Consider the following 22,133-nt stretch of genomic DNA (forward strand, 5'->3'; position numbering starts at 1 on the left):
GATATTGAGCTCGACATTGAGCCTGATGAGATGGGTGCTTGATTGAAAATAAAAGAAAACCAGCGGTCAGCGTGGTCATGGCAGCCTACAATATCGAACCGTATATTGGCGTTACCATGGAAAGCATCCTTAACCAAACCATGGGCGATCTGAAACTCATCGTAGTCGATGATGGCTCCACCGATGGCACCGCCGCGCGCAATGTGGCAATAGCCCACGCCCAAAGCGACTTCGTCGTCATCATAGACGGCAACGACATAACGCATCTGCAACGGCTGGAAAAACAGTTCTCTTTTCTCATCCAAAATCCGCAATACGCCGCGGCCTCGTGCCGGTGCGAGTTGATTGACGGGGCAGGAGAACGGATGAAAATACAAAGCGCAAGGAAGCCCTCGCAGGAAGCCGGGCGGCGGCTGGAAGAACTGCGACGAGGGCAAATACTGGTCAACCAGACCGCGATGATTCGGATTTTATCGCTTGGATGGTCGAACGAAATCTATCGCCCGCGGTTTCGGATGCAAGATTTTTCCGCACCCACCCCCTCGGTAATTTCGGGCGCATTTTGCGTATTTCTGTATAAGCGCCGCAAAGACCGGCGCCGTTTTTTGCGCGACTGGAACAACAAGCTGGAGCAGTTGAAGCGATTTGCCGGGGTTTTCGGCGGACCGTGACATCCCATTTTGTGAGTGCTCGATAAGTGTGAATGGTTGCCATGAACATCACATCATGAACAGCAAGCCATGAACAACATTCTGGTGGTAGGCCCGGCCTGGGTCGGCGACATGGTAATGGCGCAAAGTCTGTTCAAGGCACTTAAGCGCGCGCAGGCCGATGCTCAGGTCGATGCTCAGGCCGATGCTCAGGCCGATAACGAGATCAGCGTGCTGGCGCCGCCGTGGAGTATCCCGATACTGGCGCGTATGCCGGAAGTCGCTCATACGATTCGCATGACCGTCGGCCACGGCGCGCTCGGGCTGGGCGCGCGACATAAGATAGGACGCCAACTGCGACGCTCGAATTTCGACCATGCCATCGTCGTGCCGAATTCGTTCAAGTCGGCGCTGGTGCCGTGGTTCGCCAAAATTCCGCGTCGCACCGGTTATCTCGGCGAGCAGCGCTGGGGTTTGCTGAATGACATTCGTATCCTCGACCGGCGGGTGATGCCGCTGAATGTGCAGCGCTTTGTCGCCTTGGGCTTGCCAAAATCATCGACCGCCAACGCCGTCGAAACCCTGCAATCTACGGACCTTCCCAAGCCGGCGCTGGCGGTGAATCGGGAGTTGGTTGGCGAGACCGCGGCGCGTTTCAAACTGCAGACCGACGCGCCGGTGCTGGCGCTTTGTCCGGGCGCCGAGTATGGGCCGGCCAAGCAATGGCCGGCGGCGCATTTCGCCGAAGTCGCCAACGCGCAACTCGCACAGGGTTGGCGGGTGTGGCTGTTCGGCTCGGACAATGATCGGCAAATCGCCGCGCGCATCAACCAACTTTGCCAACGGCGCTGCGCCGATCTTGCCGGCCGCACCTCGCTGGGCGAAGCGATTGATTTGATGTCGCTGGCGAAGTATGCGGTCACCAATGATTCCGGATTGATGCACATCGCCGCCGCCGTTGGCTGCCATGTGATTGCTATCTACGGCTCGTCCAGCGACGCCTTCACCCCGCCGCTGACCGAGCACTGCGACTGCCTCACCCTGCGCCTCGAATGCAGTCCTTGCTTCCAGCGCGAGTGCCCGCTCGACCATCTGAATTGTTTGAATCAATTGATGCCAAAAAAGGTTTTAGACATCATCAAAAAAATGGGCAATAAAATTGGCGATGGATTAGGGTGAGCGATGCCAAAGCGTTGCCTGAAAATATTTTCTGAAAATATTATCTGATTAGACTAACCGGCCCGATCTCTCTTTGGCAACGTAGATAACCTGTTGAAATTGCTGGAAAGGAAAAATAATTTTGACGAACCCTATATGCTGGGTTTAATATCGGAGTTTCCCCACTACATATAGTTTTTATACTAGAATATAAAATATAGTGCCAATCAGTGGGTTGGCGGAACGAGCCAGAAAAATTCTGGTTTTGCAAACGGAGATGAACATTACAGGGATAACAGTTATTGATAGAAATTGATGACGTTACGGCCTTAAAAGGCCGCTGAGTGAAGATAAGTTTAATCATGAAAATGGCTAATCTGGCCAATAATAAAAGTGCCATCGGCAGCATCATCAAGCGCGTCTCTGTGGACGATATTCCACTTCAGCCAGCGTCCCTCGATATCTGGGATAAAAAATATCGACTGAAGAGCATAACGGGCGACCCTTTGGATCAGGATATCGATGCGACCTACGACCGCGTTGCCAAATCCTTGGCTGAAGTCGAAGTCACCAAGCCGAAACAACAGGAGTGGCACGACAAATTTTTATGGGCGTTAAAAAATGGCGCCATTCCCGCCGGGCGAATTACCTCCAACGCCGGCGCGTTGGCGCATAAACCGGCAACAAGCACCATTAACTGCACCGTCTCAGGCACCATTCCAGATTCCATGGACGGCGTTTTAAGGTCAGTCCACGAAGCCGGGATGACGTTGAAGGCCGGTTGTGGCATCGGCTATGAATTCTCCACTTTGCGCCCCAAGGGTGCCTTCGTCAGCGGCGCAGGAGCTTATACCTCCGGCCCGCTGTCTTTCATGGATATTTTTGACTCGATGTGCTTTACCGTGTCTTCCGCTGGCGGGCGACGCGGCGCGCAAATGGGCGCTTTTGACATTTCCCACCCGGACATTCTCGAGTTCGTCCGCGCCAAACGTGAAAACGGTCGCCTGCGACAATTTAATCTGTCCTGTTTGATTACCGATGAATTTATGCAAGCGGTAAATGATGATGCCGAATGGAAACTGTATTTCCCCGCCACCCAACAGGAAACAAAGAGCGGCGAAGACGAAATCATTATGCGGCCCTGGCCACAGTCGTCGGATTACACAACCAATGAGCTCGGCCAGGTGGCCTGTCGGGTGTACAACACCATTCCAGCCAAGCAGCTATGGAACCTGATCATGAATTTCACCTACGATTATGCCGAACCCGGTTTCATCTTGGTCGATCGAATCAATGAAATGAATAATAACTGGTTTTGCGAAAATATCCGCGCAACCAATCCCTGTGGCGAACAACCGCTGCCGCCCTATGGCGCATGTCTGCTCGGCTCGGTCAACTTAACCCGATTCGTGGACGACCCATTTACCGATGCCGCCAAATTTGATTGGGACAAGTATTGTGAAGTGGTCGCTATCTTTTGCCGCATGCTGGATAACGTAGTGGAAGTTAACGGCTTGCCGCTTGAAAAACAAAGCGAAGAAATTTTGTCCAAACGCCGACATGGCATGGGCTTTCTCGGACTCGGCTCAACGTTGACCATGTTAAAAATGAAATACGGTGATGAGTCCTCGCTGAAGTTCACCGAACGCGTCGCCGAAAAAATGGCCACTGTAGGGTGGGAAATCGGTGTCCAACTGGCCGAAGAAAAGGGCGTTGCCCCGATACTGGATCTGGAATACCCGGTAACCAACGAAATGCTGGCGATGCGACCGGAAATGAAAAAACACGGGTATCGTCCCGGCGACACCGTCAAAGGGTCGGTATTAATGGGCAAATACAGTCGTTATATGCAGCAATTCCCGCAACAATTACAAAACCAAATCGCAGTTAAAGGCTGTCGTTATACGCACCATACTTCTATCGCACCGACCGGCACCATCAGCCTGTCTCTGGGAAATAATGTCAGCAACGGCATCGAGCCGACATTTGCCCATAGCTACAGCCGCAACGTCATCCGCGAAGGAAAGAAATCCAAGGAGAAAGTCGATGTGTTGTCATATGAATTATTGGCCTATCGCCATCTGGTGAATCCACAGGCCGCGGCGTCTGTCGAAGACAAGGCAAACGCTCTGCCGGATTATTTCGTTACCGCCGATGACATCACCCCGAAACAACATGTCGATGTGCAGGCTGCGGCACAAAAATGGATCGATTCGTCGATATCGAAAACCGCCAACGTGCCAACAGACTTTGCTTTCGAAGATTTCCAGGGCATCTATCAATACGCATGGGAAAAAGGGTTGAAGGGGTGTACTACATTTCGATTCAACCCCGAAGCGTTCCAGGGTGTTTTGGTAAAAGAACAGGACCTGGAAAATACCAAATACCAGTTCACGCTGGAAAACGGTGAAATAGTCGAAGTCAAGGGCAACGAAGAAATTGAATACGATGGCGAAATTCATACCGCCGCGAACCTGTTCGACGCATTGAAAGAGGGATACTACGGTAGATTTTAACCAGGCATTATTTGCGCTGGCGGGAATTTCTAATTAATGACGCAATAGAGTTTAAATTGTGAACAAGACTAACAAAAGGTATCCAAACCTTTCCCGAAATAGCGAACGCAATAGAAGAATCCAGTTCAATCGGCATATTGGTCAGTTGATGCATACGCCATACAGCGCCCAGCGAAGTTTGCTGAGTAAGCGTGTTCATCCGGTGAAAAAGTGACCGACAGACATATAAAAGCAAGTTTGAGAAAGCGACCCCATCAATATAAAAGAAGCAATAGCATAAAGAATACTGATTAAATCATGGCCATTACCATTGAAAAGCAAATTGTTGATTACAACGTAATCAAACCCAGCGACCTCGACAACAACGACATTGACCCGCGCGCCGCGGAATCCCCCCCGCAAGCCGCTAAGCAGATAACGGAGTCTTTGGATACGGGCACTCAGGGTCAGTCCAAAATCGTGCAAATGCACGAAAAAGTGGTGCGACCGGACCGGTTAATCGGCAATACCTATAAAATCAAAACACCCGTTTCAGAACACGCGTTTTACATCACCATCAACGATATCCTGTTGAATCCGGGCACGCCATTCGAAAAACGCAGGCCGTTTGAGATTTTCATCAATTCAAAAAACATGGACCACTACCAATGGATCTCGGGCCTGACATTGATTATTTCGGCGGTGTTTAGAAAGGGCGGGGATGTCACCTTTCTGGTTAACGAACTACAAAGCGTATTCGATCCCAAAGGCGGCTACTTTAAGCGCGGCGGAAAACTCATGCCGTCTTTGGTCGCTGAAATTGGCGACGCGATTGAATCCCATTTAAAAATGATCGGGATGATTGTTGATAAAGGTCTTGACCAATACCAACAGGCACTGGTCGATCAAAAACGCAAAGAATTTGAGGCGCAAAATCGATTGAGAGGCATTGACCTGGAATCTGGCAGTTTCCCGGCCGGGGCGACGCTTTGCCTAAAATGCAACACCAAAGCCACGGTTTTATTGGACGGCTGCATGACCTGCCTCAACTGCGGCGAAAGTAAGTGCAGCTAATATGTCCACAGCTAATTTCATCGAAGTTGTTGCTATAGGGCCGAAACCCGAACTAATCCATATAGACCCGCACAACGAATATCATGAACCAAGAAAAAGGGCTGCTTTTCGGCAGCTATCGCGTTCTGGCTAAACCGATCAGCCACGTTTTGGGCAGTAATCAATCAGGGATTAGCTAACAGTCGCTACCCAAGGCGGCCCCGCCCAGATGCAAAACACTCGACATAAAATCACCTCCTTTACGCAATTAAATGGACTTAAAGGTTAGCATGCCAGAGTCATGGTGTCACCACTAATAGGCAGACATGTTATCGTAGAGATCAGGTATGCCTTGCCTCTACGCCGATTTGGTTGCTGGGTTATCACCGCTTGGTTGGGTGTTTTTGTCACCCTGAAAACCGTGGTTATCAAGCGCCTTATTTCGGCGCTGGATTCGACACGCTAACAGACTGAAAGAATTTTTTAGGTTCTGCTTGAATTCAAGTTTCGTAATTCTGGTGCAAGTGGGGTCACTACCGAAATCGGATTTGTAAACTCACTATAAGGGAATGACTAACGCTGGTATATGGAAAGATTTAAACACATAATGAAATCGTGAAAAAAATATTGTTTGATAAAACGGTATTGTCCTGGGCGCTTTATGATTGGGCAAATTCCGCATTCGCGACTACCGTGGTGGCGGGATTCTTTCCGGTTTTTTATACGCTCTTGAGCGCCGAGCTAACCACACGGGATGCCCAATTTTGGTTCAATATAACATTGGCGGTCAGCAGTATATTGATTGCCATCGCGGCGCCGGTTTTAGGCGCCATTGCCGACCGCGGTGGCCGCCGTAAAAAATTTCTCGCCACCTTTGCCATGCTGGGAATTTTAATGAGCGCCGGGTTGGCATGGGTCGGCGCCGGCATGTGGTGGATGGGGTTGCTGATTTATGGGCTGGGCCAGATTGGATTTTCAGGCGCCAATATTTTTTATGATGCAATGATTGTGGACCTATCTTCAGAAGAGGATTTGGATGTTGTATCGGGCTATGGATATGCTCTGGGGTATGCTGGCGGCGGAATTTTATTTCTTGTCAATGTGCTGATGGTAACCAAACCGCAACTGTTTGGTTTGGCAGATCCAGGCACGGCTTTATCATTGTCATTTATCAGCGTAGCCATTTGGTGGGCAATTTTTACCGCGCCGCTTTTATGGGTGGTCAAAGAGACCACCAGCCAATCACAAACAACTTTGGCACAAACAACTTTGGCACAAACAACTTTCGGTCAAAGCATACGGCAGGGTTTTCAACAACTGCGTATCACTTACCGAGAACTACGGCAACTGAAAGCGGCATTGCTGTTTCTTGCCGGGTACTGGCTATACATCGATGGCGTCGGCACTATTTACAAAATGGCGATATTTTTTGCCAACCGAGTTCTTGAACTACCCCAGGAAAGTTTGATTACCGCATTATTGTTAACTCAGTTTGTGGCCTTTCCAGCCGCATTATTTTTCGGTTGGCTGGGCAAACGTATCGGACCTAAGTCAGGCATCTTGATTGGGTTGATTGTTTACACCCTGGCGGTTTTCTATGCCTGGGGGTGGCTTGATTCAGCGGCTGATTTTTATAAACTCGCAGTGGCGATTGGTTTAGTCCAGGGCGGGGTGCAAAGTCTGAGTCGGTCGCTGTTTGCGCGTTTGATTCCCATATCCAAGACGGCTGAGTTCTTCGGGTTTTTTAATATGGTCGGAAAATTTGCAAGCATCCTGGGCCCGCTGCTGATGGCGGCGGTGCCGGTATTATTCGCGCGCAGCGAAGCGCGGGATAGTATTTTGGTTTTAGTGATGCTTTTTGCGGCCGGTGGTTATGTTTTGTTAAAGGTCAATGTTAAAAATGGAATACAGGCGGCCAAAGACATAGAATATAAATTAACCCCGCATTGATGGCCTGAACCAGACAAACCTCAAAGGTCATACCGGGAATAATATCAAGAGCAAGATCAGGCGTAATATAATGAATAGCAACCAACCTTACGAAACACTTGACCCGGAAGATTGGGAAAAAATGAGGGCGCTGGCCCACCAAATGGTGAATGATGCCATCGATTATTTAGAATCAGTGAGCGACAGACCGGTTTGGCAACGGGTTCCGACAGAGATAGCGCAGACTTTTCACGCCGCGCTTCCCGAAAAGCCGTCTGATCCGTCCGAGATTTACCAGGAATTTTTGACCAATATCTTTCCTTATCCCATGGGAAATATTCACCCCCGGTTCTGGGCCTGGTATATGGGAAACGGCACCGTCATGGGCGCCCTTGCTGATTTAATGGCATCCACTATGAATTCGAATATGGGGGGCGGAAACCATTCTGCCGCTATGGTGGAAACCCAGGTTACCAACTGGATGAAGCAAGTCGTGGAATTTCCCGATGACTCGAGCGGACTGCTGGTTAGCGGTGGATCAATGGCGAACCTGGTGGGGATAACCGTGGCACGAAATGTTGTTGCCGGCTTTGATGTGAGAAAACACGGCGTGCAGGCGATCGACAAAAAGCTGACCGTATACGCCTCAACTGAAGTTCACAGCAGTAATCAGAAAGCCGTGGAATTGCTCGGCTTGGGTCACGATTGTTTTAGAAAAATTGGAGTATGCGATGATTACACCATCAATCTTGAGCAATTGAACAACGCCATTACCGAAGATACACGATTGGGCTGCCAGCCGATTTGTGTAATCGCATCATCCGGCACCGTCAATACCGGCGCCATAGACGATCTTAACCGTATCGCGGATATATGCAGCCAACATAATATATGGTTTCATGTGGATGGCGCCATTGGCGCGACGGCGATGCTGTCTGAAACGGTCAAACCGTATTTATCCGGGATCGAACGGGCCGATTCCATCGCCATGGATTTGCATAAGTGGATGCATATCCCGTTTGAAGCTGGATGCGTGTTGGTACGCGATGCAAAAGCCCATCGAGACACATTTTCACTGGTGCCGGAATACCTTGAGCCTGCCACGCGCGGCATTGCTTCGGGGCCCTATTGGTTTTCAGAATACGGGTTGCAATTAAGCAGATCCTTTCGCGCACTAAAAATCTGGATGACGATAAAAGAGCACGGCACTGAAAAACTCGGTCGGATGATTTCAAGAAACGTGGAGCAGGCACAATATCTCGGCACGCTGATTGAAAAGTCTGTGCATTTGCAACTGATTGCCCCGATTGGTCTTGATATCGTTTGCTATCGCTATAATCCCGGCGCAATGGAGCAGGAAGGACTGAATAAACTTAATCGCGAGATATTGGTGGAGCTACAGGAGCAAGGCATTGCCGCGCCGTCCTATACCACCCTGAATGGCGTTTACTGCATTCGGGTCGCCATCGCCAACCACCGCAGTCGCTTTGAAGACTTTGATGTTCTGGCAGCAGAGACGATTCGAATCGGGCAATCCATAACCAATTGAAATTGGTGGAAACCGGGGTATCGAGTAAATACCCCGGAAAATTGAGGGTCGCCTCTGGATTAGTATTTACTGCGTAATTTTGCGCGTGGTGTCGAGCCGTAGATATAATTTCTTTCTTCCAACTGCAAGGCTTGTTTGCGAGCTTCCGCCAATTCATCTCCATTGAGATAGACCAGTTTGACCAATTCCAACACCTCTTTGTTGGGGTCATCCCCCTTCCAATCGACATAGACATTGCCTACGCCCTTTGCGTAATATTTGAGTTGAAAGGCGCCGGGTTCCTCGTAATTGAATTCCTCGGTCACCAGCACGTTTTTGTAACTTCCCATGGCAACCTGAATTTCTTGCCCGGTTAGAATTACGCGGGCGCGGTCGGTCCAATAAAAAGGCGCGGGCGCATAACCTTGCGAATAGCCGGGCGTGTTGGATTGCGGATTCGCCGGCATCATAATGCCCGCCTTTGCCTCCTTCAAATGGCCGACAAGCCAGGCTCGCCCGCCGACAAGCTCGATGCCGTTTTCTTCATACAGTTCACGGTATTGGCCCAAGTGCCAAACATTCCCCTTTTTATCTTGCGCAAAAAATGCGAGTTCCGATTCTTGCAGGATTCCCTCTTTGAAGTCTCTGTCCCAAACGACAACGGTTGAAATGCCGTCAATCTCCTTGACCAAATCGGTGACGGTAAAAATGATACTGTGTTCTTCTTTTTTACCATCCTCAATCGTATAGCCCTGATAATGGAGCTGCTTCCCGGGCGGCAGGGGCCACCATTCATTATCAATCCGGTTTGAATTTTCATCGAAATCGGCGTGTCTGAAGTCTTCAAAAGCCTCTCTTTCGGAATCATCCTGAGCGCCAAGATTGCCGGCAAAGAAGCAAAGACAAAGTAGAGCAACAGCGCATTTCATAATTTTCTCCTGATAAAACAAGTATATGCGTGGGAGTATAGCCACATGTTCATTGAATGGAAATGCATCGGGGCATCCCCAAAGTAGAAGCCTCTCGGTTGTAGCGGTGCGGTTCGCCTGCGACGGTATTTAGTCCGGTTGCGGTAAATTGGCTGACATTACGAAATAGTAACATGAAATTAGTTTATTGGTTCTAGCGCATTAGATATATAATTATCCGTCCCGACGAATTATAATTATAACATTTATATAATAAGAGGACAGTAACATGACTTTAAGAATTAATGATCAAGCGCCGGACTTCACCGCCAATACCACGCAAGGCGAAATTAGTTTTCATGACTGGCTGGGGGATGGTTGGGGGATTCTTTTTTCCCATCCCAAGGATTTCACCCCGGTATGCACCACCGAATTGGGCTATGTCGCCAAACTAAAACCGGAATTTGAAAAACGTAATTGCAAGGTTATTGGCTTGAGTATCGACCCGGTTGACGATCACTCGGCATGGGCTAAAGACATCGAGGAAACCCAGGGGCATGCGGTCAACTTTCCGATGATCGGCGATACTGATCTCAATGTTGCAAAGCGCTATAACATGTTTCCTGCGGACGAGAGCGGGACGTCGGAAGGGCGCACCGCCATGACCAATGCCACGGTGCGCACGGTCTATGTCGTCGGCCCCGATAAAAATATCAAGTTAATGATGACTTACCCGATGACCACCGGCCGCAATTTTGATGAAATTTTGCGTGTCATTGATTCCATGCAACTAACCGCCGCGCATAAAGTGGCAACCCCGGTGAACTGGAAACAGGGCGATGATGTGATTATCGTGCCGGCGGTTTCCGATGAACAGGCCAAAGAGAAATATCCCGACGGCTGGAAGACCGTGAAGCCGTATCTGCGCTTAGTCAAACAGCCGTAGGCGACTCTTCAGCGACGCGTTCGCAAATTATGCTTGCCTGAAATCAAGCACAGTCCGGCAATTCGGCAGTTCGTTTATTTGCTGCCAGACTATTTTCCTGACCATTTTATCGAACAACCAATGCTGGGGATTTGCTCCAGAGGCCCCTTGCCGGTTTGTGCGATGCGCTTCATGGCTTCGTACAATTCCCGACGGGCGCCCAGTTTCGGCGGTTTTTTCCCGCTTTCATCCAGCCGTCCGCGGTATTGCAGTTGAAGGTCGGCGTTGTAGCCAAAAAAATCCGGCGTGCAAATCGCGCCATAACCTTCCGCGATTTTCTGGTCGGTATCGATCAGATATGGAAATGTAAAATTATGCTTGTCGGATATGCGCTTCATGTTGTCAAAAGAGTCTTCAGGGTAATCGTCAGGATCGTTTGACATAATCGCCACGCTTTTTATGCCGTGCTTCTCAAGGCCACTGACATCGCCAACGATTCTATCGATAACGGCTTTGACATAAGGGCAATGATTACAGATAAACATTACCAGCAATCCGTTTTCCCCGACGCAATCATTCAGCCCCCAGGTTTTCCCATCAATACCTTGCAAACTAAAATCCACAGCAGGTAATCCAAACTCACATACGGGTGTTTCAAGCGCCGCCATTTTTCGCCGCCATTGTTGGGTAATTTGAAATCATTATTTGAATAGTAACCTAAAATCGTTACACCGTCATTCTTGAAATGCCACAGAAGTAGATCTTGCCGTGGGCTGAATTAATCATGAACCCGGTCCTACCGGGTTTTCATCTGATTGGCAAAGTTCTTTAGTTTTACGGAAAATGTGTAAAAAACAGGGAGAAACGACTTGGTAAATCTGGGTATAAGTTAATAATTACAGATTATCTTTACTTCCTATATCCCCGATGTAAAGGATACATTGCTGAAAGAGCAAATACTGCTTGTTGAAAAAATAACGGCTGCAGTAAAGCGTGGAGATTGGATGATATACCAGGCGTCCGGCGGGACGACAACTACTATGGAAAGTATCGCGCTGGCGCTTACGGCGCCACACCGGATATTGCATGGTGAAACCCAAGCTTTTCGCACGTCATACTGTGTTGCTGGTTGGCGAGGGCAAAACCGAATGTGCATTTCTCAAGCATCTGAAATCGTTGTATATCTCTCGTGGCTGTGGTGTAGCGGTCAAAATCATTGTATAAGTTCAGAAACATGCACGCGACAGGGGGCAAAAGAAGTGCAATATGAGTGAACCCGGACACTGGGCTGTGATTGCCCTCTATCCATGCTACACCTAAAGTAGGTATAATGACCACTAAAATAGTATAAACGACCACACTATAACCAACTGGAGAATCTCAAATGACTAAAACACACCACATTTCCGACCGCGAGAAAAAGTTCGCTGCCATGCTTGAGGATGCGCTATCTCGTCCTGGGGTACGTGAAGTTATGCAGGTCTATCAATGGTGGCAGAAACAAGACCAGGCACTTGATTCTTATCGCTCAGCAACGAAAGAAATTCCGCATATCCTTACATCAGACCGCGCGAACATTTCTTAAACGGTTTTACCATGCCCATTTGGAGTGAGATTCTCGCTGAGCTTGAAGGTAGCCGCCAGCAGGGTGTACCGGACTTTTTTGATGGAGTTCGGCGCAAGTATCTCCTTCAACTCTACCGACATACTGGGCGCAATGTCATTTTGTACGCTTCGGGATGGCAACAAAAGAGCGAAGCACCGGGAGCGGCTATGTTGATTGGCGACGAGGATATTCACGCGCTGATGGAGGTGACTCATGGTCTACAAGGTTCTAATCTTGATTTGATATTGCATAGCCCTGGCGGTTCCCCCGAAGCGGCCGAGGCGATCGTTTCTTATTTGCGGTCACGCTTTTCTCATATTCGCGTAATTGTTCCCAATCTTGCCATGTCAGCGGCGACGATGATTTCATGTGCTGCTGATGAAATTGTGCTCGGTAAACATTCTTTCCTCGGACCGACCGATCCGCAAATTCTGCTCTTGACCTCACTGGGCGCGCGCTTGGTTCCGGCTCAAGCAGTCTTGGACCAGTTTGATAAGGCACAAAAAGAATGTGCTGACCCAGGCAAACTATCGACGTGGTTGCCGATGCTAAGCCAATATGGCCCCGACTTGCTGGTGAGATGTGAAGTGGCTCTGGCCATGTCCAAAGAATTGGTAAAGACATGGCTGGAAGCGTATATGTTCAATGCGGAGGAAGACGGACAACAGAAAGCCGAAGCGATTTCAAAGTGGTTTGCCAAACACCAGAATTTCAAGAGTCATAGTCGACATATATCACGCGATGATCTTGAGGATCAAGGGTTGGTGGTAACTCGATTGGAAAATGATGAAAAATTACAGGATGCAAGCCTTTCTGTGTTTCATGCAACAACCCATACGTTTACCGGCACCCCCGCCGTTAAAATTGTCGAAAATCAAACCGGTCGCGCATTTATCAAACACCATGCTCCTCCTCAAATGCCCCCCGGGTTTCAGATTGATCTAATGCCAAATCAACCCCCCGTCTGAAACCGCGGTATCCAGAGTTAGAAAATTTCGTGGTAAGCCTCAGGCCAGACATGGGGCAGCCGATTGGCCGGTGGTTATTCGCTTGCTTCATCAATTTCCTGCATCAATCACTCGGTTTCCACTAAGGCGACAATGATTTTTTGGGAGTGGATGATGTCGTGGTGGTTCAAGGCGCGGCCTTTGCGGTCTTTTAGCCATTTTTGGGCCGGTTGGTAGCCGCCGATGAAGAAATGCCAGGCGATTTCGGGGACATCCTTTGCCCGACGGACGCCATCGTCGCGCCCTGGCAACTCGACGCCACCCCCCTGGTAACTGTTCGCCTGGGATGAGCGAGACTTCGCACACTTCACCGAAGGCTCTGCAATCCGCCGTATCGGACATACCCGTTGACTGCGAAACCTCGCCGTCGCCCTCGGCAACGCACCTTCAAACGAAGCGGTCATCTCGGCTCTGCGCAACCGGTCAAGCCACCCTTCCGAGTTGGTACGAGAGCATGTGGATTGGGTGCTGGGGGCGCATTTTAGGAGATGAAAAATAGTAGAAAAATCAAATGGTTGATATAGATTTTCAAGCGGCACAAAAAATTTCACTTTTTGGTATACTTACCCTACCAACCACACCACACAGAGGAGACAATCATGAAAACCACCCACAAAACAAAACCCCTTACAATTCACATAGGGAAAACAGGCGGCGTTCAAGTCAATGCGGATGAGTTTTTCGCGCAACCCGAAGTGCAAAAACGGCAGCAAGTGATGCGAGAACTGAACATCGCAGGAAAAAGACTGAATGGCAACAAACTTGAGCCATTGAATACACCCTCCGAGAAAACACCAAACAATTCTTAATCAATGTCTTCACTAACAAATGGATTTGTATTAGGAACTCTCTCCATATTGGCATGCGGCTACATTATTTACGATGCGCCGATTTGCCGTTTGTGGCTGTCCAAATCCACCGGCTATGTTTTGTATTTTCGCATTATCGTCACCGGCTTTTCTCTGGTGCTCGCCCTGACCGTATTGTTATACGCGCCGGCTTTCCGCGGTCTTACCTTATTTGATGTTGAGATCGTCCCAGAACATGCGCCGGTACTGGCATTTACCATTGCGCTTGCCTTCCGGTCGTTCTTTGCCATAGGAACTCGACTTTGTGGGGGACGCAGGTGTAAATATAAACTGGACTTGAGAAATCTTAATGAAAACGGGCTGGCTCAAATCGTTTATGAAAGGATCCATGCAAAAAAAATGATTATGGTCACATTGGAGAATAATAAAGTCTATGCAGGTTGGCCACTTGAGGCGCCCAACAATGAAGAGCGTAAATGGTTGCGTCTCGTCCCGGAATGGAGCGGTTATCGAGATAAGCAAGCGAGAATTAACGTTGAAACAGACTATTCATCGGTCTTTAATATGTCACCATCCGAGCGGGATCATATGCTGATTTCCGCGGACAAAATTGTCACCGTGCAGCCTTTTGATGTGGAAGTTTTTCAGAGATTTAATCTGTAATCCACGCCCCCGGTCGCGCCTAATACCGCCTCCGGTGCCATCAACCGCAAATATTCCCGCACTTCTCTATTTCCCCCATCAATCGCTCGGTCTCAAGCAGGGCGATGATGATTTTTTGGTAGTGGATGATGTCGTGGTGGTTTAGGGTTCGGCCTTTGCGGTCTTTTAGCCATTTTTGGGCGGGTTGGTAGCCGCCGATGTGGAAGGTCCAGGCGGTTTCTGGGATGTCGCTGAAGTATTGGGTTTTGTTGATGCGGACTTTGCCGAGGCGGTTTTTGGGGTCGGTGATTTCAAAGATTGGTTTGGTGACGGTGTTGTCGCCGGTTTCGGGGTAGCCGGTGATGAGGGTGTTCAGGGTTGGGCTTTCCAACAGGTGCAATCCGCGCAACTCGGCGCCGAGGGCGGCCAGTTTTTGGAATTGTTTTTTGTCGGTGGGGTATGGCACGCGGGGGAAGTCTATTTTTAGAAACTCTTTGTAACGCGCCCGATACGCGGGCGAGTGGAGGACGGCGTAGAGGTAGTCCAGCAGGTCGATGGGGGCGAAGGTGTTGGGGTCGGCCTCGACTTCGTGGGTGAAGCGCAGGCAGAGTCCGGCGGCGATGGTTTGCACGATGTTTTTGTCGAGGTTAGGTTCGCGCTCTTGTTTGTTGTCGAGGCTTTGTTGTTTGTTGTCGGGGTAGAGGTAGAGAGGGAATATGTAACTTATGTCGTAGCGGGTAGCGTTCTTATGTGCCGTTATGTGCTTGGTGCATAATACAGAAAAATTATCTTTTGTAATGCGTGAAGTGACTAACCCCACATTCTCACCCAAGAGAAAGTGCTTCATTACCTGCATAACCGGCCAGCCGATAAACCCCCGAGTACGCCCCGTATAGACAATTTCCCGAAAGTCGAAAGGTCGATAATGAATTGTTTGTACAAGTTTGTTGCTGATGCCAAACTTTTCAATATCATTCCTTGCCCACTCATACCGCCAATCTCGCACATCATTCGGAAGGTTGTATTTACGGTAAAACTCATCTTTCTCCATGTTCAATATGTCTCTTGCTGCTTGGAGTGCTCTGTCGCGTGAAAAATGAATAGAGAGTTTGTCTCTTTTTGTAACTATGCCGGTGCCATTTATCGGAAACAACTCATTGACCGAAAATCCTTTGTCATACTCGCCCTGCAGCTTGTAGTCCTTCGGCACGAAAAAATACTGTGGCGCTTGCGGTTTCAATTCCTGGAAGCCAACTTGTTTAAGATTGCTGTCCCACAAAAATTGATATTTGCTTTCGCGATGTCCATACAGATCGTGGTGGAGCACGCGCGCCAAAGCCCCCTTTTTCTTCTGCCCGGTTTTTATGAACAAGTTGATGGACACGCCTTGCTGTATGTCAAACACATTTTTATCCGGCGAGCCGTCGGGCGTGGTTTCCTTTTTCTTGCTGTTGCCGTGCAAGTCAATGATATAAATGCTGTCGAAACTTTGCAGCAAACTCCAGCGCATGCCGCGAAAGGTCGGGTTGTCCAGAAAACTGTGGTTGTTGATGTAGGCGAGGACGCCCACGCCGGTGCGATCAATGTAGTGCTGACCATAACGAATGAACTTCACATAATCATCGTTAAGCCACTTGGAATTTTTCTCCTGCAATTTTCCGCCGCCCGGCTCTTGTTTGTAAGGCTGCAGCAAGTCGGTAATCCACTCGCCTTTGTTGGCGGATTCACCGCTATACGGCGGATTGCCCAGCACCACCATCACCGGCGTGTCGCGCTTGATGAAATTCGCTTCATTCGCCTCGGCCGAAAGCCATTGCGCGAACAGGGTGCCGGTGTCGGGGTGGTGTTGCTCCAGGGAGTTGGTCAGGAAGACGCGCAGGCGGCGGTCGTCGAGTTCGCAGCCGCTGTCGCGCAGCACCATGTCCAATTTGGTGTGCGCCATGGCGTAGGATGCCATCAACACTTCGAAGCCGTTCAATCGTGGAATCAGGTCGTTGCGGACATAGTCGGGCCAGATGCCTTTTTGATTGGCAAAATGCTCGCTATAAATCTGTTGCACGACGGCGGCGAGGAAGGTGCCGGTGCCGGTGGCCGGGTCAAGGATTTGCACTTGATGCACTTCCTTCTTGTACTTCTCGATTGTGCCTTTCTTGCGTTTGTCGGTGGACGGTTGCGCGTCGATTTCAATGGTGATTTTGCTGGTGTCGGCGAGGCCGGCGGACAAGCCGAATTCCTTTTGCAGGATGTCATCCACGGCGCGCACGATGAAGTCCACTACCGGTTTTGGGGTGTAATAAACGCCGCGGCTCTTGCGTAACTTCGGGTCGTATTCGCCGAGGAAGGTCTCGTAAAAATGCAGGAACGGGTCATTGCGCTGAGTGGCTTTGCCGTAGTCTTTCATCAATTCGCCGACATCGGCGGCGCGGAAGATGTCGGCCAGGTCGTCGACGATCCAGCGAATGCGCTGGTCGAGGTCGTAGCCGGCGATGTGTTGAAAAAATCGGCGCAGGAACGGGTTGTTGGCGGGGATGAGTTCGGCGGCTTCGCGGCGTGTGAAGGTGACCGGGGTCGGGTCGTGCAGACGCGCCGCGAACATGCCGTAGGCAACGGTCTGGGCGTAAATGTCGGCGAATGCGGCGGGCGCGATGTCGTGGATTAGGTGTTTCTGGAACGCGGCGAGTTGGCCTTGCAGGGCGCTGTCAATTTCGCTGGGCTGGTCGGTTGCGCCTTCGTCCTGATGCAGCGCTTTGGTAATCGTCTCTGCTAGCAGTCGCGCTTTCATCGCCATGCGTTTGGCGAGGTCGGCAGCAGTTTGGATGGTTTGGCCCTGGTAGCCGATGAAGGCGTCGAGGAGCGCGGTGAAGTTGGCGAAGTTTTTGGTTTTACTTGTTATTTTTCCGTTGACGATTTCACCGATAGCAACCGTTGATACGGGTTTGCCGTCGCGCAGCAGGCGAAACTCCAGGTAATTGGTAAAAATCAGATTATCCAGTGATTCGGTGTAGCGTTTCAGTTGTTCTTTGTGGGCAGGATCGTCAAGGCTCTTGCCGAGGTCCTTGGCTTCGAGGTAGCCGAGCGGGATTTGGTTGCGGGTCAGTACAAAGTCGGGTGCACCGCAGTCAATCTGCTTCGGCTCGTTGGTGACCAGTACGCCGGGGAGCGTCGCCTTTAACAAGGTTTCCAACGCCGAGCGGTGGGTGTGTTCGGTGGCGATGCCGGCTTGGTGGTGCTGGTCGAGTTGCTTGAGGTATGGGTGGATGTTCATTGTTTGTCCGCAGTCGGGTTGGGTTCGGCGGCGGTTTTAGGTGGCATTGTCGCTGCCGAATAATACGCTTGCATATGCCGTGTATTTTAGTGGATATTTCTGTATCATAATCGTTAAAAAATTTCCGCATGGGATAATACCCTGTTTTTAAGGAATGAATGATTATTACGAAAACACTAAATCATACCGCCAGGCCATTGACATTGACTTCTGGCGCAATCCTGAAGGGGTGTCGGTGCCGGACGACGAACTCAATTTTCTGCTGGTGCCTGATGTTGTTGAATCGGTTGCTTGCCTGGATTTAGCGAAACAGGTGCACGCCTATCAAAAACAACATGAAAACCTGCCCGAACAGATTACAAAATCGTTGATGGTGACCATGGGCGGATTGTTGCCCAGCGTCTTGCTTTACGATCATTTGGTTGAAGGCCGTCATGGAGAAATTCCAAAAATTGAGTTTGGAACCATTGGGGTTTCATTATACAAGGGGCCGGGAGAGCGTTATAAAAACCCGTTAGTGCAACACGAAATTTCCATCCCGATTACCGGGGAAACCGTGCTTGTCATCGACGACCTTGGCGATGAAGGCGGCACCATGCAGTTTCTCACGCGCCACATTCTCGACAGCGGCGCGCACAAGGTGCTGAACCTAGCGTTGTATATGAAACCCAAGGCGATGGCGGTCAGTGGCGCTGATTTTTATTTTGGCGAAACCCCGCAGAATACATGGATTATCACACCCCGAGAGCGGGTAGAAACATTAATGAAGCGGGTGCCGCTATGGAAGCAACGCGGCGCATCTATGGACGAGTGTCGCCGCAGACTGGTTGACTTGATTGGCTATACCGAGCAGGAAGTGGATTACTATCTGGGTATCGCTTACCGCTAATCGAGTTTCTCCAACAATGCCTTGCCACCCAACTGTTTCATCTGTTTCAATATCCATCGCTGGCGTTTGACCACAAATGCCGAAGGCTGCAGAACTGAGTATTGCGTCGGATTGGGTAATACCGCGGCGATTCGCGCGGCTTCGTGCCGATTTAATTGCTCAGGCGTCTTGTGGTAATAAAAAGCGCTGGCGGCGCCGATGCCAAACAGGTTGTCCCCCATTTGCGCGATGTTAAGATAGACCTCAAGAATGCGTTGTTTGCTCCAGAATATTTCAATCAAAATTGCCAACCCCGCTTCCAATGCTTTTCGGAAGTAGCTGCGTTCGGGCCAAAGAAAAAGATTCTTGGCGACTTGCTGGGTGATGGTGCTCGCGCCGCGTAGTCGATCAGATTTCGAGGCGATGGTGTTGAACAGTTCATTAAAGTCGATGCCGAAGTGGGCAGGGAATCTCTGATCTTCAGCGGCGATAACCGCGACTGCCGCATGCCCTGAAATTTTGTCCCAATCATGCCATTGGTATGCTGAGAACTTGTTCTCTCCAGACAAAACCGAATGAATATTATTTTGCAGCATGACCGAGCTGGTGATTGGATCGATCCATCGAAGAGCGCCAATAAAAATTATCGCGCAAATTACAGGCAGCAATAATAAAAACAGCGCAATGGCCAAGAGTCTGGTTTTAAGTTTTTGCCGCATCATCAATCAAATACCGCCAAATACCAGATGACAAAAACAATCCTAGAAGCCCGCAGCCATGCCATCTTTGCGGTGGTCGGAACCGCCGATATAACCGGCCTCGGTTTTCACGATCAACTGCGCGCCACCCATGCTGAATCGGGTGTCTGCATTGTTATCCACTATATTGTGCCCGCGGTTTTTCAATTCACCGCGAACTTTGTCGCCAATACCGTCTTCAATATGAACTTGATTATCGGTGGATACTCGCCAGCGCGGCGCATCGCTTGCCGCTTGGGGGTTTAGTCCATAATCACAAATCCGTATCACCATTTGGGCATGGCCCTGTGCCTGCATGTGTCCGCCCATTACCCCGAAGCTCATGAAAGGTTTTCCATTAGCACAGAGAAACGCCGGGATGATAGTATGAAACGGGCGTTTGCCGCCGCAAACTTGGTTCGGATGGCCGTTTTGTAAAACGAAACCGGCGCCTCGGTTCTGAAGGCTAATTCCGGTTTCGGGTATGACGATGCCGGAGCCAAATCCCTGGTAATTACTTTGAATCATCGACACCATCATGCCGGATTGATCTGCGGCGGCAAGGTAAACCGTGCCGCTGTTCGGCGGCAAGCCATAGGCAGGATTTCCGGTTTTTTTCATGTCGATCAATGCGGCGCGACTTTCCAGATACCCACAATCCAGAAGCGCAACGGCATTGATGTCCATATAGGCGGGGTCGGCGATGTAGCGAAAAGCATCGGCAAAAGCCAGTTTCATAGCCTCAATTTGGCAATGCAGGCTGTCTGCCGAATCCATTTCATACTGCGCGATATTATGGTGTTGAATAATTCCGAGCATGATCAGCGCGGCCAATCCCTGACCGTTGGGTGGGATTTCGTGCAACTCAAAATCGTTATACTCATGAGAAATTAAATCAACCCAGTCGGCTTGGTGTGCCTCAAGGTCGGTCGCGGCCAGCTTGGCATCGGCGCATTTTGCTGCACTCACCATCTGCTCTGCCAGATCGCCTTGGTAAAATGCCCCGCCTTTAGTGTCGGCGATTTTCTGCAGCGTTCGCGCTTGATCCGGGAAGCGGAATAGTTGGCCAGATTTGGGCGCGTTTCCGCCTGGAAGGAAGGGTGCAAAATCTTCAAATTCAGAAAATATTTCAGCTGCCGCAGACCAGGCATTTGCCGTAATCGGTGTCACCATAAAACCATTGTCGGCGTACTCTATGGCCGCTTCAAATAGTTTGTCGAACGGCAGTCTGCCAAAGCGTTTCGACAATGCAACCCAGGCACTGACACAGCCTGGCACAGTCACGCTGTCCCATCCGCGTTGCGGCATTTCACTCAGCCCGGCAAAATAATCGGCCGATAGCGCCGCCGGACTCCGTCCCGAAGCATTGAGGCCATGCAGTTGCTCGCCGTCCCACAAAATACAAAAAGCATCGCCGCCGATGCCATTGCTGGTCGGTTCCACAACTGTCAACGTAATTGCCGTGGCAATTGCAGCATCTACCGCATTGCCGCCCTGGCGCATGATCGATAATCCAGCCTGCACCGCCAGCGGATGGGAAGTGGCAACCATGTTCCTGGCCATGACCGGCATACGCTGGGAAGGATAGAGAAATTGTTCCCGGTAACTACTCATTTGGTTTTGCTGCGAATGGATTGTTTGATTGATTTTTTAAGTGATTGTGCAATTGTCGTTCATGGCGAATAGCGATCAAACTGTAGGTAATAACCGAGGCTAACACGATGCCGCCTCCAAAAAACGTGTAATTTCCTGGTACCTCATTGACCCCAATCCAAACCCAAATCGGGCCGAGCGCCGATTCGCTCAATGCAAATAGTGCGACCTCCGCGGCCGGGATGAAGCGCGTTCCCAGGGTTAACAGGAAGAATCCCAAGCCAAATTGGAGACTGCCCAAGACGATGCAAATTAATAAGTCATGGGCGGTAATATTTAGATCGGAAACCATGATTGCAGCGACCGCAAACGTCAGCAAACCGGACAATCCGGTCGCCGGCACCATGTCAACGTCTTTTTTGGCGCGCAATATCAACAGGTAAAACGCAAACACAAATACCATGCACATTGCCAGAATGTTGCCCAATAGTCCGCCGCTCACGAAGCCGTCTATAAACATCAATCCGATGCCCAACACCGCCACGACCATTGTCGCCAGTCGCCAGGCACTGAGCTTTTCCTTAAGGAAAAGCCATGCCACCAATGCGGTCACCAGCGGACTCGATCCAATAATGAACACCACATTTGCGACCGTGGTGTTGAGCATGGCGAAAATGTAAAGAACCGATCCAAGGCTGAGCAGGGTGGCGGCGACCAGCCCGAGGATGCCGACCGCCCGGTATGCCGCGAAGGTTTTCCTGCCGTATTTGAAAACCAGAATCGTCAGGATGGTGCAAAAAAACGCAATAGAGCGGAAAAATATTATTTGCCAACCATCGGCATTATCCATAATGCGTAACAAAATACCCGATATGCTTAAGCAAACACCGCCGGAGATGACCAGCAGAATACCGAGTAGATACCGGTTTTGCTTCACAATGTCTGAATGCGAGAATGTTA

18 protein-coding genes and 2 pseudogenes are annotated in these 22,133 nt (G+C 50.0%); 13 read left to right on the forward strand and 7 right to left on the reverse strand.

All coding sequences use genetic code 11. The annotated features are described in order from the left end of the window. The first annotated feature begins 38 nt into the window (after window positions 1-38). The 6 genes from ACPXXB_RS01500 to ACPXXB_RS01525 all read left to right on the forward strand — a co-directional run bounded on the left by ACPXXB_RS01500 (window position 39) and on the right by ACPXXB_RS01525 (window position 8,834). Window positions 39-671 (forward strand): glycosyltransferase family A protein, encoded by a 633-nt coding sequence (locus tag ACPXXB_RS01500; protein WP_423908571.1) that lies wholly within the window; start codon window positions 39-41, stop codon window positions 669-671. Between the two features lie 69 nt (window positions 672-740). Beyond that, complete coding sequence (waaF, locus tag ACPXXB_RS01505; RefSeq protein ID WP_423908573.1) at window positions 741-1,829, forward strand: lipopolysaccharide heptosyltransferase II; 1,089 nt, start codon at window positions 741-743, stop codon at window positions 1,827-1,829. 347 nt (window positions 1,830-2,176) lie between these two features. Further along, entirely contained in the window at window positions 2,177-4,324 is a 2,148-nt protein-coding gene (locus ACPXXB_RS01510; protein WP_423910862.1) for an adenosylcobalamin-dependent ribonucleoside-diphosphate reductase, read from the forward strand. A 297-nt stretch (window positions 4,325-4,621) separates the two neighbouring features. Further along, entirely contained in the window at window positions 4,622-5,377 is a 756-nt protein-coding gene (locus tag ACPXXB_RS01515) for an NrdJb (RefSeq protein ID WP_423908575.1), read from the forward strand. A 594-nt stretch (window positions 5,378-5,971) separates the two neighbouring features. Then, window positions 5,972-7,306 carry an MFS transporter gene (locus ACPXXB_RS01520; protein ID WP_423908577.1) on the forward strand — a complete coding sequence of 445 codons (1,335 nt, stop codon included), beginning with the start codon at window positions 5,972-5,974 and terminating at the stop codon, window positions 7,304-7,306. A 70-nt stretch (window positions 7,307-7,376) separates the two neighbouring features. Then, entirely contained in the window at window positions 7,377-8,834 is a 1,458-nt protein-coding gene (locus tag ACPXXB_RS01525) for a pyridoxal phosphate-dependent decarboxylase family protein (protein ID WP_423908579.1), read from the forward strand. 59 nt (window positions 8,835-8,893) lie between these two features. Here ACPXXB_RS01525 and ACPXXB_RS01530 read toward each other — a convergent pair whose 3' ends face one another. After that, window positions 8,894-9,742: a hypothetical protein gene (locus ACPXXB_RS01530; protein WP_423908580.1), complete on the reverse strand. Its 849-nt coding sequence runs from the start codon at window positions 9,740-9,742 to the stop codon at window positions 8,894-8,896. Between the two features lie 268 nt (window positions 9,743-10,010). On the opposite strand from ACPXXB_RS01530, the gene ACPXXB_RS01535 reads away from it, so the two are divergent. Further along, complete coding sequence (locus ACPXXB_RS01535; RefSeq protein WP_423908581.1) at window positions 10,011-10,667, forward strand: peroxiredoxin; 657 nt, start codon at window positions 10,011-10,013, stop codon at window positions 10,665-10,667. Window positions 10,668-10,756: 89 nt separating this feature from the next. Here the strand turns inward: ACPXXB_RS01535 and ACPXXB_RS01540 are convergent, their stop codons facing one another. Continuing rightward, a complete protein-coding gene (locus ACPXXB_RS01540) occupies window positions 10,757-11,314 on the reverse strand; it encodes a thioredoxin family protein (RefSeq protein ID WP_423908582.1) in 558 nt (185 codons plus the stop codon). 716 nt (window positions 11,315-12,030) lie between these two features. On the opposite strand from ACPXXB_RS01540, the gene ACPXXB_RS01545 reads away from it, so the two are divergent. Both ACPXXB_RS01545 and ACPXXB_RS01550 read left to right on the forward strand, forming a co-directional pair. Then, complete coding sequence (locus ACPXXB_RS01545) at window positions 12,031-12,231, forward strand: hypothetical protein (protein ID WP_423908584.1); 201 nt, start codon at window positions 12,031-12,033, stop codon at window positions 12,229-12,231. 11 nt (window positions 12,232-12,242) lie between these two features. Continuing rightward, complete coding sequence (locus ACPXXB_RS01550; RefSeq protein ID WP_423908586.1) at window positions 12,243-13,220, forward strand: SDH family Clp fold serine proteinase; 978 nt, start codon at window positions 12,243-12,245, stop codon at window positions 13,218-13,220. Between the two features lie 107 nt (window positions 13,221-13,327). Here ACPXXB_RS01550 and ACPXXB_RS01555 read toward each other — a convergent pair. After that, window positions 13,328-13,474: pseudogene (locus ACPXXB_RS01555) on the reverse strand (type ISP restriction/modification enzyme); the annotation flags it as partial. 58 nt (window positions 13,475-13,532) lie between these two features. Between ACPXXB_RS01555 and ACPXXB_RS01560 the strand changes: the two are divergent. The 3 genes and pseudogenes from ACPXXB_RS01560 to ACPXXB_RS01570 form a co-directional block, all read left to right on the forward strand. After that, window positions 13,533-13,751 (forward strand): annotated as a pseudogene (locus ACPXXB_RS01560) (tRNA epoxyqueuosine(34) reductase QueG); the annotation flags it as partial. Between the two features lie 107 nt (window positions 13,752-13,858). Next, window positions 13,859-14,068, forward strand: coding sequence for a hypothetical protein (locus tag ACPXXB_RS01565; protein ID WP_423908588.1), 210 nt, complete (start codon window positions 13,859-13,861; stop codon window positions 14,066-14,068). A gap of 3 nt (window positions 14,069-14,071) precedes the next feature. Continuing rightward, the gene (locus ACPXXB_RS01570; protein ID WP_423908590.1) at window positions 14,072-14,731 is read left to right on the forward strand and encodes a hypothetical protein; all 660 of its coding nucleotides are present in this window, start codon (window positions 14,072-14,074) and stop codon (window positions 14,729-14,731) included. Window positions 14,732-14,771: 40 nt separating this feature from the next. Here the strand turns inward: ACPXXB_RS01570 and ACPXXB_RS01575 are convergent, their stop codons facing one another. Then, window positions 14,772-17,975 carry a type ISP restriction/modification enzyme gene (locus ACPXXB_RS01575; protein WP_423908592.1) on the reverse strand — a complete coding sequence of 1,068 codons (3,204 nt, stop codon included), beginning with the start codon at window positions 17,973-17,975 and terminating at the stop codon, window positions 14,772-14,774. Between the two features lie 154 nt (window positions 17,976-18,129). Here ACPXXB_RS01575 and ACPXXB_RS01580 point away from each other — a divergent pair, with 154 nt between their 5' ends. After that, entirely contained in the window at window positions 18,130-18,864 is a 735-nt protein-coding gene (locus ACPXXB_RS01580; protein ID WP_423908593.1) for a phosphoribosyltransferase, read from the forward strand. On the opposite strand, the gene mtgA is transcribed toward ACPXXB_RS01580, so the two are convergent. The 3 genes from mtgA to ACPXXB_RS01595 are packed head-to-tail and all read right to left on the reverse strand — an operon-like array spanning window position 18,861 to window position 22,110. Continuing rightward, window positions 18,861-19,565, reverse strand: coding sequence for a monofunctional biosynthetic peptidoglycan transglycosylase (mtgA, locus tag ACPXXB_RS01585; RefSeq protein WP_423908595.1), 705 nt, complete (start codon window positions 19,563-19,565; stop codon window positions 18,861-18,863). The two genes, ACPXXB_RS01580 and mtgA, sit on opposite strands and share 4 nt — an antisense overlap. A 39-nt stretch (window positions 19,566-19,604) precedes the next feature. After that, window positions 19,605-21,194, reverse strand: a complete 1,590-nt coding sequence (locus ACPXXB_RS01590; protein WP_423908596.1) for a gamma-glutamyltransferase family protein — start codon at window positions 21,192-21,194, stop codon at window positions 19,605-19,607. Further along, complete coding sequence (locus ACPXXB_RS01595) at window positions 21,187-22,110, reverse strand: DMT family transporter (RefSeq protein WP_423908598.1); 924 nt, start codon at window positions 22,108-22,110, stop codon at window positions 21,187-21,189. Before ACPXXB_RS01595 ends, ACPXXB_RS01590 begins: the two co-directional genes overlap by 8 nt. Window positions 22,111-22,133: the final 23 nt, after the last annotated feature.

Origin of the sequence: Candidatus Spongiihabitans sp. (genome assembly GCF_965237845.1) — a bacterium.
Taxonomy (GTDB): domain Bacteria; phylum Pseudomonadota; class Gammaproteobacteria; order Arenicellales; family Poriferihabitantaceae; genus Spongiihabitans.